Genomic DNA, 12,769 nt, shown 5'->3' on the forward strand with positions numbered 1-12,769 from the left:
GACACAGCCTTGCCCCCTCAACTCAAATCCAATTTATGAATAATCAGTCAAAAAAGTGCTTATCTGAACAGCATTGCACCCCAGGGGTGGCCTCTTGGTTATCGGGAACGGGCGCCTGGCCTGTCACGGCGCCAGCAGCAGCGCCGGATTCTGGATCTCCTCCTCCACCCAGTGCAGCAGTTGCTTGATGGCCCGGGACAGCACCTGGTTCTGGCGCACCACGTACCCCAGGCTGGTACCGGGAAAATCGGTGAGCCGGGTCACCGGGGCGGTCAGCTTGAGCCTGGGGTGAAGGGAGAAATCCGGCACGATGGCGACGCCAAAGCCCGCCTCGGCCCAGTCGAGCTGGGCATCCACGCTCCCCACCTCCATGATGCGGCAGCTCGGCAGACCGAGCAGGGGCAGGGAGGGGTCGATCAATGCCCGGGTCCGGGTGTCGTGCCCCAGCAGGATCAGGGTCGGCTCGTCCAGAGGATCGCTCTCCCCCGAGCTGGCCCGCGCCTGCCAGCGGGCCAGGCCGTGCCCCAGGGCACACCAGGTCACCTGCTGCAACTCGGTGTAGAAGAGCGGCTCGCTGCGCTTTTGTGCCATCACGAAGCCCAGATCCGCCTTGCCCGCCCGCACCAGATCCGCCGCCTGATCCGAGGTGGTGTTGAACAGGGTGAGGTCGATGCCGGGGAAGGCCTGCTTGAAGCGCTGGAACGGCTGGATGAGCAGCAGGCGCGAGATGATGTCGCTGGCGGCGATGGCGAGCGTCCCCTGGCTCAACTGGCTCAGGGCATTGAGATCGGACTGGCAGAGTTGCAGCTCGTTGATGGCGCGCTCGGCGCTTTGCAGCAGCCGCTCCCCCGCCTGGGTCAGGCGAAACGGGCTGCGCTCCACCAGCTTGACCCGGGTCGCCTGCTCCAGGTTCTTGAGGTGCAGGCTCACATTGGGTTGCGTCATGTGCAGTTCGGTGGCCGTCTGGCCGAAGTGCTGCAACCGGGCCAGGGTGACGAAGGTGTGCAGCCAGTGAATGTCCAGCATGGGGTTCCTCTTCTCCCGGGTCGATGGCAGGGCCAGCGCCGCCAGGGCACGGGCACCACGAAAGGGAGCGCGGTGTCGATAATTGCACCGGAATTATATGGCTTCCTTATCGGAATTATAAAGATAATTAATTTTTCTAATCCTCACGGGGCTCCTAGGATGGACGCCTAACGTCTTAGGAGAAAGAGTCATGTCGTCTATCGTAGTCGTAGGTGCTAACTGGGGTGATGAAGGCAAAGGCCGCATCGTCGATTATCTGGCAGGCCAGGCTGGCGCCAGTATTCGTTTCCAGGGCGGCAACAACGCCGGCCACACCGTGGTCAACGATCTGGGCACCTTCAAGCTGCACCAGGTGCCGAGCGGCGTCTTCAACCCGGATTGCCTGGTCGTGCTGGGCCCCGGCATGGTGATCAGCCCCGAGAAGCTCACCGTCGAGCTGGAAGAGGTCAAGGCCTCCGGCGTCATTCCCAAGCTCGCCATCTCTGACCGTGCCACCCTCTGCCTGCCGCTGCACGCGCTGGAAGACACCCTGGAAGAGCAACGCCTGGGTGACAGCGCCTACGGCTCCACCCGTCAGGGCATCGCCCCGGCTTACGGTGATCGGGTCATGAAAAAGGCGATCCTGGTGGGCTGGCTGAAACAGCCGGACGTGCTGGTCGAGCGCATCCAGTTCATGCTGGACTGGAAACTGCCGCAAATGAAGGCTCTCTATCCGGACTTCGAATTCACCCAGACCGCCCAGGAGATGGCCGACTGGCTGCTGGAAGTGTCCGCTCCCTGGCTGGACGCCGTCTGCAACGTCAGCATGCCCCTCAAGGCACTGCAAGCCGAAGGCAAGACCCTGCTGTTCGAAGCCCAGCTGGGTGCCGGCCGTGATCTCATCTACGGCGAATACCCCTGGGTCACCTCCTCCCACGTTTCCGGCGCCTACGCCGGCATCGGTGGCGGTCTGCCGGGCCTGCGCCCGGAGCGCGTCATCGCCGTGGCCAAGGCCTTCAGCTCCTCCGTCGGTACCGGCACCCTGCTGACCGCCATGGAGAACCAGGACGAGTTCCGCAAGATCACCAACGAGTTCGGCGCCACCACCGGCCGTCCCCGTGACGTGGGTTACTTCGATGCCGTCGCCACCAAGAACGGCGTCGAGCTGCAGGCGGCCACCGAAGTGGCCCTGACCAAGCTGGACTGCCTGACCGGTCTGCCGGATCTGAAGATCTGCGTGGCCTACGAAGGTGCCCACACCGAGAACCCGATCTGGCCGCAGACCGCCGCCCTCACCCCCGTCTACGAGAAGATGGAGAGCTGGAGCGAAGACATCAGCGCCTGCCGCACCTTCGCCGAGCTGCCCAAGGCTGCCCAGGACTATGTGCTGCGCATCGAAGCCCTGCTGGGCGTGCCGGTGCCCATGGTCTCCGTCGGCCCGGGCCGTGACGAGATGATCCTGCGCTAAGGCCCCTCGCCTCTCCCAAAAACCGGCATCCCAGGATGCCGGTTTTTTTATGCCCCTCAAAAGCCCCGAACAGCTCACAAAAGCCGCCTCCATGGCATAATTTGAGCCATACTGGCACTCTGTTTTGAGCCAGCCCCCTTAGAGTGAATGCCATATTCACACAAAGGAGTGCCCATCATGAGATCCCCCATTATCCCGCTGCTGCCCCTGTTCTGCCTCGCGGCCCTGCCCGCCAGCGCCATGACCCTCAAGAGTACCGACATCCGCGAGGGTGAACCCATGGACAAGGTCTTCAGCTTCAACGGCTTTGGTTGCAGCGGCGAGAACCGCTCCCCCCAGTTGAGCTGGCAGAGCCTGCCCGCCGGCACCCAGAGCGTCGCCATCACCGCCTATGACCCGGACGCCCCCACCGGCAGCGGCTGGTGGCACTGGCTGGTGGTGAACCTGCCGGCCAGCCAGAGCGAGCTGCCGAGCAATGCCTCCGGCAAGATCAAACAGGGGCTGGAGCTTGGCACCGACTACGGTACCCAGGGTTATGGCGGCCCCTGCCCACCCGCCGGTCACGGCATGCACCGCTACCAGTTCACCGTCTGGGCCCTGCCCAAGGCGCTGGAGGTGAAGGCCAACACCCCACCCGCCATGGTAGGCTACATGCTCAACAGCCTGGCCCTTGGCAAGGCCACCCTGACCGCCACCTTCACCACCCCCTAGGAGCCCGCCCGATGAGCACGCCCCTGCTGCAACTGAATCATTACTTCGGGATCCGCCAGCAGCCCCTGCGCCGCGTGCTCATCTACGCACCGACCCTCATCTGGGTGCAGCAGGGCCGCAAGCAGCTGTGGTGGCGGGAGCAGCGCCTCTCCTTTGACAAGGAGAGCTGGCTGCTGATCCCGGCGGGTCACCGGCTCACCTTCGTCAACCAGCCGGAGCAGGGCACGTTTCGCTCCCAGGCGCTCACCCTGCTGGCCCCGCCACCGGCCGAGTGGCTGGCAGAGAGCACCCTCGATCTCCTCAAGCCACCGGCCATCAGGGTGACGTCGGCCCTCGCCTTCTGCTTCGATCTCGTCACCACCATGGCGCAGCGGCAGCTCTGCGAGACGGCCCAGACCCAGCTGCTGCAAGGGTTTTATGGCGAGCTCAGGGAAGTGGGGGGCCTTGGCCTGCTCTTTCCTGCCACCACCATGACCCTGGGGGAACGGCTGGCCCGTTACCTCAGCGTAGAGCCTGGTCTCGATCACCGGCTGGAGACGGTAGCGACCCACTTCGCCATGAGCCGCGCCTCCCTGGTCCGCAAGCTGGCCGCCGAGGGACGCAGCTTTCGCCAGGTGTTGACCCAGGTACGCCTGGGGCACGCCCTCACCCTGTTGCAACAGGGGCTCACGCCGCTTCAGACCGCCCTCGCCTGTGGCTACGACTCCACCGGCCGCTTTGCCGCGCGCTTCAAGGAGGAGTTCGGCCTGACCCCCCACCAATACCTGCGTACCTGCCCCTCCTCTCTCTCACTGACTGCCACCACAAAAGTAAATAATTACTAAAATGCAAAGCTATGTAACCTCGTGTAACCGGGTGATCCGGCTCACACTCGCCCCTCCTGCACTGTGACACAACGCCAATAACCCCGTCAAAATCGCCCTATAATGGCTCTCGCAAACGCTTTCACTAAAACAAATACTAAAAAACACCTTCCTTAACCTACAAAAACTGTCATTGGAGCGAGAGATGTTTCGTAAAAGTTTACTATCCGTCACCCTGAGCGTCGCCCTGTTCGGCCTCACTGCCTGCAACGGCAATGACTCCAGCAGCCCGGCCGCCCCCAGCGCCACCCTGGCGAACCAGTATCAGAACGTGATCGACCGCAGCGGCACCCCGCTCCAGTTCCGTGACTTTGACAGCTACGCCAACCTCAAATACAACCCGCTGCTCGATCTCGGTGCCTGGCACGGCTTCCTGCTGCCCGCCAGCGACAGCGAATGGGGCGGCTTCACCGGCCCCATGGTGATCGCCGAGGAGTACAGCCTGTTCTTCGCAAGGGAATTGGACAAGCTGACCCTGAGCGATGAGAGCGGCCGTGCTTTCCCGCTCACCAGCGCCAGCAAGCACGAGATCTACGCCATCCCCGGCGCCCTGGTGCAGCGTTTCGAATTCGAGCCCTTCACCCTGGAGCTGGAGCTGCGCTACGGCGATGCCCGCACTGCGCTGGTTCGCACTCGCCTCATCAACCACACTGACGCCCCCCTCACCCTCAAGCTCAACTGGCAGGGGGAGCTGCTCCAGCAGTGGGATGCCAACAAGACGGTCGCCGAGCAGTACCCCGCCTGGACCCGCACCATCAGCCAGACCGAGCGCGGCGTGGCATTCCAGTTCGGCAAGCTGCGCAGCACCTGGAACATCATGCAAAGCGGCAGCGCCAGCTATCGCATCGACCGCACCCTGCCCAGTCGCACCACCCTCGACGAACAGGGGCTCGGCTACGTGAGCGAGGCCAGCCTCACCCTGGCCGCCAAGGGCCAGCAGGATATCTACACCCTGCAGAGCTACGTCCACAGCAGTGCTGACGCGAGTCGCTTCGAGCAGAGCCGCCTGGCGCTGCTGGCCGACCCCGCCAGCCATTTCGACGACGCCATCCGCCGCTGGGAGGATTACCTGGCGCGCGGCCTCTCCAATCAGGGGATCCCGGAGTCGGAGCTGCGCATCGCGGTCAAGGCGATGGAGACCCTCAACGGCAACTGGCGCTCCCCCGCCGGCGCCATCCTGCACGACGGGGTCATCCCCTCCAACACCGCCCGCTGGTTCGACGGGGTCTGGGCCTGGGACAGCTGGAAGCACGCTTACGCCATGGCCCACTTCAACCCCGAGGTAGCCAAGAACAACGTGCGCGCCATGTATGACTACCAGCTCCAGGCCGATGACCCGGTCCGTCCGCAGGATGCCGGCATGGTGATCGACGCCGTCTTCTACAACAAGCTCGCCGATCGGGGTGGCGACGGCGGCAACTGGAACGAGCGCGACACCAAGCAGCCCCTCTCCGCCTGGGCCATCTGGGAGATCTACAGCGCCACCCAGGACAAGGCCTTCATCGCCGAGATGTACCCGAAGATCCAGGCCTATCACGACTGGTGGTACCGGGCGCGGGACAACAACCGCAACGGCATCATCGAATATGGCGCCACCCGCCACGTCGAGCACAACGACGAGTTCGGCAACATCACCTTCAAGGTGCAGTACCCGACGGGGGCACCGGTCGGGCTGGATCTGTCGAGCTGTACCAATGAAGGAGATGGCTGGTATGGCTGCGCCGGCATGGCGCTCTATCAGCAGGTATTGAGCGTTGGCGGCTACGCCGACATGGATATCGGCGCCCAGCACGGTGCCGGCTGGGAGTCCGGCATGGACAACGCCGCCCGCTTCGGCTTTATTGAACCGGAGCAGCTCAAGCGCTATGCCGACAAGACCTATGGCGGCGACATGGCCAAGGCGCGCCAGGACTGGAACGTCTTCTTCTTCGAAAACCATCAGGACGACGGCAACCTCATCGGCTTCTCCATCGATCAGGAGTCGGTGGAGCTCAACGCCTTCCTCGCCAAGGAGAAACGCATCCTGGCCGACATGGCCGAGCTGCTCGGCAAGCCGGACGAGGCGAGCCGCTACCGCGAAGGGGCGACCCAGCTGGCCGATTACATCAACAGCTGCCTGTTCGATGAGGCCTCCGGTTTCTATTACGACCGCCAGATAGCCCAGGGGGATCTGCCCGACGCCAACGGCTGCGTCGGCAAGCTGTTGACAGCCCGCGGCCGCGGCCCGGAAGGGTGGAGCCCGCTCTGGGCCGAGGTAGCGGACAAGGAGAAGGCGGCGCGGGTGCGCGAGGTGATGCTCAATGCCCAGGAGTTCAACACCAAGGTGCCGCTCGGCACGGCGGCACTGACCAACCCGGCCTATGACCCCGACATCTACTGGCGCGGTCGGGTCTGGCTGGATCAGTTCTACTTCGGGGTGAAGGGGCTGGAGAACTACGGCTATCGCAGCGATGCCCAACAGCTCGTCAACAAGCTGTTTGCCAACGCCGAGGGGCTGGCGGGCAGCGGCCCCATCCGCGAGAACTACAACCCGGAGACCGGCGCCATGCAGGGGGCCAGCAACTTCAGCTGGAGCTCGGCCCACCTCTACATGCTCTATCGCAACTTCCTGAAAACCGAGGGGTGCTCCCAACCAACCCGGTCAATGACCCAACAAAAAGGCCTCCGCAAGGGAGGCCTTTCTTATGGCAGCGCCAGAGGTGGCGACTTACTTCACGGTCACCCGGGCAAACTTGCGCTTGCCAACCTGGTAGACGGCGGTACCGACACCGATGAGGGCCTTGCCATCGTCCAGCTTCTCGCCATCAACCTTGACCGCGCCCTGCTTGATCATGCGCAGCGCTTCGGAGGTGGTGGCCACCAGATCGGCGTCTTTGAGCAGGTTGGCGATGGCCAGCCCTTCCCCTTCCAGTGCCAGCTCGACTTCCGGCATGTCGTCCGGAATGGCGTTCTTGGAGAAGCGCTGGGTGAAGTCTTCGTGGGCCGCTTCGGCCGCCGCCTCGTCGTGATAACGGGCGATGATCTCCTTGGCCAGCCAGATCTTCACGTCGCGTGGGTTAAGGGTGCCGGCAGCAATGCCTGCCTTGAACTCTTCAATCTCGGCGAGCGGACGGAAGGAGAGCAGCTCGTAGTAGTTCCACATCAGATCGTCGGTGATGGACATGATCTTGCCGAACATCTCCCCCGGGGCATCGTGCACGCCGATGTAGTTGGCAGCGGACTTGGACATCTTCTTGACACCGTCCAGGCCTACCAGCAGCGGCATCATCAGCACGCACTGGGTCGCCATGCCGGCATCTTTTTGCAGCTCGCGACCCATCAGCAGGTTGAACTTCTGATCGGTACCGCCGAGCTCGACGTCCGCCTTCAGCGCGACCGAGTCATAGCCTTGCAGCAGCGGATAGAGGAATTCGTGAATGGCGATGGACTGGCCGTTGCTGTAGCGCTTCTTGAAGTCGTCGCGCTCCATCATGCGGGCCACGGTCTGCTTGGCCGCCAGCTTGATCATGCCGGTCGCGCCCAGCTCACTCAGCCAGGTGGAGTTGTACTCGATGCGGGTCTTGGCCGGGTCGAGGATCTTGAACGCCTGCTCGGCATAGGTGAGGGCGTTGTGCTTGATGGCCTCTTCGGAGAGCGGCGGACGGGTGGCGTTCTTGCCGGAGGGGTCACCCACCATGGCGGTGAAGTCACCGATCAGCAGGATCACTTCATGGCCCAGATCCTGGAAGGTCTTCAGCTTGTTGAGGATCACGGTATGACCCAGGTGGATGTCCGGCGCGGTCGGGTCCATCCCCAGCTTGATGCGCAGCGGGCGCCCTTCCTTCAACTTGGCGATCAGTTCTTCTTCAACCAGAATTTCTTCCGCTCCGCGCTTGATCTCGGCTAGCGCCACCTCGAGCTGGGACATTTTTTGACTCTCCAATCACGATTCCACAGGGCCAGACATATTACTGGAATGGCGGGCCAATTGGAAAGGCGGTAAACTCCGACCTTCTTCCGGGTTCAACTTTGTCTGCTTCTCATGGTCCTTTGGCACGCCTTCAACTCTCTCCCTCACTGGCACCGCAAGATGGTGCTTATCCTGAGCATCATGGTGATGATGCTGGCGGCCTGGCCGAGCGAACAGGCAGTCGCCACCCGGGTCGATGACAACGGCAACGAACTGGCCGTCGAGCAGCAGGTCGACGAGGAGGCGCAGCTGGCACGGGCCGAGCCCGTCACCCCGCCCAAACCGCGCTATGTCACCAGACAGGTGAAGGTGCGCAGCGGCGACAACATGGGGGTCATCTTCCAGCGCCTGGGCCTCAGTACCACGGATCTGCACCTCATCGACCAGCTCGAGGGCACGGATACCCTGCGCCTGCTCAAACCCGGTCAGGAGCTCACCTTCAAGCTCACCAAGGGCGGCGAGCTGCACAGCCTCTATTACCCCCACAGCCTGGAGCAGGCGCTCAAGGTGAACCGCCGGGATGATGGCTTCGTGGCCAGGCCGGTGAAGATCGAGCTCGACACCCGCGAACAGGTAGCCCATGGGGAGATCCGCTCCAGCTTCTGGGGCGCCGCCGTCGAAGCGGGCATGACGGAAGACCAGATCATGGATCTCGCCGCCATCTTCGGCTGGGATATCGACTTTGCCCAGGACCTGCAACCGGGGGACAGCTTCCGGGTGGTCTACCAGGACAAATACCAGGATGACGAGCGGGTTGCCTCCGGCGACATCCTGGCCGCCGAGTTCGTCAACCAGGGGGCCATCTACCGCGCCGTGCTGAACACGGATGGCAACTACTACACCCCGGACGGCAAGGCGATGCGCAAAAGCTTCCTGCGCGCGCCGGTCAACTTCAAATACATCAGCTCCAACTTCAATCCGCGCCGCCTTCACCCGGTCACCGGCAAGGTGCGCCCCCACAACGGCATCGACTACGTAGCGCCGGTGGGCACCCCCATCATGGCGGCGGGCGGCGGCAGCGTGGTGGCCGCCGGCTATAACCAGTTCAACGGCAACTACGTCTTCATCAAGCACGCGGGCAACTACGTGACCAAGTACCTGCACCTCTCCAAGCGCACCGTCAACAAGGGGCAGCGAGTGAAGCAGGGCCAGACCATCGGCCTGCTCGGTGGCACCGGCCGGGTCACAGGCCCGCACCTGCACTATGAATTCGTGGTGGGCGGCGTGCACAAGAACCCGCGCACCCTCAACCTGCCCCAGGCGGAGTCTCTCAGCGGGCGGGCGCTGGCCAGCTTCAAGGCTCAGGCCATGCCCCAGCTGGCCAAGCTGGACAGCCCCGAGCTGCAACTGGCCAGAAACAAGGGCAACGGTGACGACAGCTGAGCGCTGTCGACCAAGGTGGAACACGGTATCGGATGGTTCCCCCGCATCATTGAAAGGGGTTGTCATGACTGAACGCTATATAGGCTTGATGTCCGGTACCAGCATGGATGGTATCGACGCCGTGCTGGTGCAGATCGAGGGGGATGCTCTGCGGGTCGAGGCGGCGCTGTGCCATCCCTGGCCTGTCGATACGGCTCGCACCCTGCATGAGCTTTGCACCCCGGGCGACAACGAAATCGACCGCATGGGGGTCGCCGACAACCTGGTGGCCCGCGAATTTGCCGCCGCCACCCAGGCCCTGCTCGCCAAGGCGGCGCTGACTCCCAAGGAGATTCGCGCCATCGGCAGTCACGGCCAGACCATACGCCACCGCCCAGCCCTCGGTTTTACCCTGCAGATTGGCAACGCGGCCCTGCTGGCGGCCCTGACCGGCATCGACGTGGTGGCCGATTTTCGCACCATGGACATGGCCCTCGGCGGTCAGGGGGCGCCCCTGGTGCCCGCCTTCCATCAGGCGCTCTTTGCCCGCCCCGGCGCCCTGCGGGTGGTGCTGAACCTCGGCGGCATTGCCAATATCTCGGTGCTGCCCGGCCAGGCCGACGGGGGGGCGGGTGCAGGGGTATATGGCTTCGATACCGGCCCCGCCAACACCCTGCTCGACGGCTGGTATCGCCGCCACCAGCCCCACGGTGGCAGCTATGATGCCGGTGGCCAGTGGGCCGCCAGCGGCAAGCTTATCCCTGCGCTGCTGGAGCAGTTGCTGGCTCACCCCTACTTCGCCGCCCCCGCCCCCAAGAGCACGGGGCGTGAGATGTTCACCCTCGACTGGCTCGACGGCAAGCTGGACGGCTGCGCATACGCCCCCGCTGATGTGCAGCGTACCCTGCAATCCCTCACCTGCCACAGCATCGCCCGCCAGTTGCCCGCCCACAGTGGCGCGCCAACCCGGCCCGAGCTGTTTGTCTGCGGTGGCGGCGCCCACAACGCCCCGCTGCTGGCGGAGCTTGCTGCCCTGCTACCCGACTGGCATCTGACCAGCACCGCCCAGCTCGGCCTTGCACCGGACTGGGTGGAAGGGGCCGCCTTTGCCTGGCTGGCACAACGCTTTATCCAGCGAAAGCCAGGCAACCTGCCTGCGGTGACCGGCGCTAGCCGCCCGGCGGTACTGGGCGCCCTCTATCCCGCCTGAGCCGCTCCCCGAGCGCCATCCGCCCCTAATGAAACAAGCCCGAACAGGTGCACCTGTTCGGGCTTGTTGTTATGCCTGGCGCCAGATGGCGCAGACCCGTCACTCTGTGCTCCCTACCCGAGCCGCTCTTTCAACCTGGCCGCCTGCGCCTTGAAGGCCTCATAATCGGCGACATGCCGACTCCTGGCGGCGGTGATCCACTGCACGCCCGTCTCGTCGGCGTGGGAAAATTCGATGCAAAACTCATATTTCGCGCTGGAGAGCAGCCCCATCAGGGCGCCAGACAGAAAACCCACCAGGGGCAGGAAGAGCACGATGAGCCAGTTGCCCGCCTGCTCGTAGGAAGGGGTGAAGTAAAAGAGCACACTGGAGGTGACCACTCCCAGCAACAAGGTCTTCTTGAGCCGATCCATCCAGCCGAGTGCTTTTACCTGCACGCCGACGATGCGGCCCAGATCGTAGCAATCCTTGTTGACCCTCAGTGTGTTGTCCGACTGCTCAATGGCAATGGCCATCCTGATACTCCGTTCTGTTGGCTATGGCGATAAGGGGTTGCCGTGGCGGCCCCGGGTCGTGCATCCCGAGGGCATGACGGGACCAGCGGCCAGCCACGGGGGCGATGGGCGGCGCCTCCCCCCAACAGGAACACACGCTGCACATGGTATCGTATGGAGCCAAACATCAAAAGACGTTCACGTCAAAAGGCGAGGTGGATCACCTTCTGCCCGACCCTTGTCCCCTGTGCAGCCGTTGGCTTTTCTGGCCATCCTCTCTTGGGCAAGGTAGCCGGGGGATCAGGGGTCAGTGAGATAACAGTCCCGTGATGACCATCAGCAGGGGCGGGCCGATGGGATGGTGCCATGGGCCCGCACCTCGAGAGCACTCCCATGGCCCTAGAAGGCCCGCTTTAGGAAGCGGTTTACCTGGCGCTTGACCGGTGCACAGAGCGGCGGTTTGGGAGGGTCCAGATTGATCTGTCTGCGGCCCACCCTGGCTTCGCCCCGCAGCAGGATCTGGAGATAGTGGGGGTGATGGCGCTGGATGAAACGGGAGATCTCATGGGCCCAGGGTTTGGGGACTCCCCACAGGGTCGAGGCCAGGGCGCCGACGATACAGAAGAAGGCGGGCTCGCGCATGCCCATCCTGACGCCATTCTCCAGCGCCTCTTTGAGGGAGCCAGAATGGGCGATGCAGGTCATCACATTGACCATGAAGGCGGCATAGTCATCTTCCCCGCCGTGGCCCACCCTGGCCACCAACCCGGCCTGCGGTCTGTAGCCGAACTGGTGGCCGATGTGCTCAAGCACTGCATTGCGCTGGCGAATGACCTTGGCATAGAACATCAGCATGGCGGTACAGTCGAGCGCCTGGCTCAAGGCCACCTTATGGGGATGGGTCTGGGTGGGACGGGGGGTGGTCAGCAACGCGATCTCCTCCGAGATGGCGAGCAGACCGATGGGCACCGCCGTGCTGATAAAGGCGAGATCAATGGCGATCGCCAGGTCCTGGCCCTCCTCCATCCGGCCAATGACCACCTGCTCGGCAAAGAGGCGACGCTGGCGCTCGATAAAGGCGCCATAGATCAGGGCCCTGAACTTCTCTGGGGATAGGGGGTATCGAGCAGGGTCTCCATGGTCAGGATGGCGGCACCGGTGCGACCGCGCAGTTGATAGTCGGGGGCGAGGGGGAAGTGCTTGCCTAGGCGGGGGGGGGGGGGCCGAAACCCGCTGGTGCGGCTGTACATGTCACCCAGAATGAATCCAAGCATAAAACCTCCGAAGTCAGATGACGGGGATCGCGATGCGATCGCATGTGCCACTCCCGGGCAGATGAGTGCCGATCCGTGCTGCTCGTCGGCAGGGTCCCTGATTTCATTATTAATCATACAGTTAATAATCCACCCAAACCCCGACCCAGGTCGCAATAACGGCAGTTGATGACAAATAACACAAATAAGGGTGATGCGGGGAAGATGAGCCGACTGCATCGCAAGGAGTGCGGGATACGCCAGGGCGGCAAAGCAGGGCGGACTCCAAGGCCCCCTCACAGGAAAGGTCATGACAGGAGTGATATGCATCGGGGGGCGGCAAGTCGGGGCAGGCAAGGGGAAGGCCCCCTCCCCTTGGGAAAGTGCGAACAAGTATCCCAAGAACAAAAAATGAAAATTTTAGTCATTTAATATCAATGGGTTACCAGTAAAT

Annotated in this window: 10 protein-coding genes and 1 pseudogene; 6 read left to right on the plus strand and 5 right to left on the minus strand. The window is 63.3% G+C overall.

Translation table 11 applies throughout. The annotated features are described in order from the left end of the window. Nucleotides 1-123: 123 nt before the first annotated feature. The gene (locus OKB81_RS15785) at nt 124-1,026 is read right to left on the minus strand and encodes a LysR family transcriptional regulator (protein WP_041212603.1); all 903 of its coding nucleotides are present in this window, start codon (nt 1,024-1,026) and stop codon (nt 124-126) included. Nucleotides 1,027-1,216: 190 nt separating this feature from the next. On the opposite strand from OKB81_RS15785, the gene OKB81_RS15790 reads away from it, so the two are divergent. From OKB81_RS15790 to ygjK, 4 genes and pseudogenes are all read left to right on the plus strand, one after another. After that, nucleotides 1,217-2,473, plus strand: coding sequence for an adenylosuccinate synthetase (locus OKB81_RS15790; protein WP_160838978.1), 1,257 nt, complete (start codon nt 1,217-1,219; stop codon nt 2,471-2,473). A gap of 177 nt (nt 2,474-2,650) precedes the next feature. Beyond that, nucleotides 2,651-3,184 (plus strand): YbhB/YbcL family Raf kinase inhibitor-like protein, encoded by a 534-nt coding sequence (locus tag OKB81_RS15795; RefSeq protein ID WP_139736724.1) that lies wholly within the window; start codon nt 2,651-2,653, stop codon nt 3,182-3,184. Nucleotides 3,185-3,195: 11 nt separating this feature from the next. Beyond that, a complete protein-coding gene (locus tag OKB81_RS15800) occupies nt 3,196-4,008 on the plus strand; it encodes a helix-turn-helix transcriptional regulator (RefSeq protein ID WP_160838980.1) in 813 nt (270 codons plus the stop codon). Between the two features lie 184 nt (nt 4,009-4,192). After that, a pseudogene (gene ygjK / locus OKB81_RS15805) lies at nt 4,193-6,670 on the plus strand (alpha-glucosidase); the annotation flags it as partial. Between the two features lie 84 nt (nt 6,671-6,754). Here the strand turns inward: ygjK and tyrS are convergent. Continuing rightward, nucleotides 6,755-7,954, minus strand: a complete 1,200-nt coding sequence (gene tyrS / locus OKB81_RS15810) for a tyrosine--tRNA ligase (protein ID WP_160838986.1) — start codon at nt 7,952-7,954, stop codon at nt 6,755-6,757. Nucleotides 7,955-8,068: 114 nt separating this feature from the next. On the opposite strand from tyrS, the gene OKB81_RS15815 reads away from it, so the two are divergent. Then, nucleotides 8,069-9,379 carry a peptidoglycan DD-metalloendopeptidase family protein gene (locus OKB81_RS15815; protein WP_160838982.1) on the plus strand — a complete coding sequence of 437 codons (1,311 nt, stop codon included), beginning with the start codon at nt 8,069-8,071 and terminating at the stop codon, nt 9,377-9,379. Between the two features lie 64 nt (nt 9,380-9,443). After that, complete coding sequence (locus tag OKB81_RS15820; RefSeq protein WP_160838984.1) at nt 9,444-10,568, plus strand: anhydro-N-acetylmuramic acid kinase; 1,125 nt, start codon at nt 9,444-9,446, stop codon at nt 10,566-10,568. A 113-nt stretch (nt 10,569-10,681) separates the two neighbouring features. Here OKB81_RS15820 and OKB81_RS15825 read toward each other — a convergent pair whose 3' ends face one another. From OKB81_RS15825 to OKB81_RS15835, 3 genes are all read right to left on the minus strand, one after another. Next, nucleotides 10,682-11,083, minus strand: a complete 402-nt coding sequence (locus OKB81_RS15825; RefSeq protein WP_234888666.1) for a hypothetical protein — start codon at nt 11,081-11,083, stop codon at nt 10,682-10,684. A gap of 378 nt (nt 11,084-11,461) precedes the next feature. After that, nucleotides 11,462-12,088 (minus strand): hypothetical protein, encoded by a 627-nt coding sequence (locus tag OKB81_RS15830; protein ID WP_270664977.1) that lies wholly within the window; start codon nt 12,086-12,088, stop codon nt 11,462-11,464. A gap of 62 nt (nt 12,089-12,150) precedes the next feature. After that, complete coding sequence (locus tag OKB81_RS15835) at nt 12,151-12,336, minus strand: hypothetical protein (protein ID WP_234888668.1); 186 nt, start codon at nt 12,334-12,336, stop codon at nt 12,151-12,153. Nucleotides 12,337-12,769 lie beyond the last annotated feature (433 nt).

Source organism: Aeromonas sp. QDB56, assembly GCF_027705505.1.
Taxonomy (GTDB): domain Bacteria; phylum Pseudomonadota; class Gammaproteobacteria; order Enterobacterales; family Aeromonadaceae; genus Aeromonas; species Aeromonas caviae.

Coding starts and splice junctions, on each gene's coding strand:
- OKB81_RS15820 (WP_160838984.1), top strand. CDS start 9,444: ATGACTGAACGCTATATAGGCTTGATGTCCGGTACCAGCATGGATGGT.
- OKB81_RS15830 (WP_270664977.1), bottom strand. CDS start 12,088: ATGGAGGAGGGCCAGGACCTGGCGATCGCCATTGATCTCGCCTTTATC.
- OKB81_RS15790 (WP_160838978.1), top strand. CDS start 1,217: ATGTCGTCTATCGTAGTCGTAGGTGCTAACTGGGGTGATGAAGGCAAA.
- OKB81_RS15815 (WP_160838982.1), top strand. CDS start 8,069: ATGGTCCTTTGGCACGCCTTCAACTCTCTCCCTCACTGGCACCGCAAG.
- OKB81_RS15795 (WP_139736724.1), top strand. CDS start 2,651: ATGAGATCCCCCATTATCCCGCTGCTGCCCCTGTTCTGCCTCGCGGCC.
- OKB81_RS15825 (WP_234888666.1), bottom strand. CDS start 11,083: ATGGCCATTGCCATTGAGCAGTCGGACAACACACTGAGGGTCAACAAG.
- OKB81_RS15785 (WP_041212603.1), bottom strand. CDS start 1,026: ATGCTGGACATTCACTGGCTGCACACCTTCGTCACCCTGGCCCGGTTG.
- tyrS (WP_160838986.1), bottom strand. CDS start 7,954: ATGTCCCAGCTCGAGGTGGCGCTAGCCGAGATCAAGCGCGGAGCGGAA.
- OKB81_RS15835 (WP_234888668.1), bottom strand. CDS start 12,336: ATGCTTGGATTCATTCTGGGTGACATGTACAGCCGCACCAGCGGGTTT.
- OKB81_RS15800 (WP_160838980.1), top strand. CDS start 3,196: ATGAGCACGCCCCTGCTGCAACTGAATCATTACTTCGGGATCCGCCAG.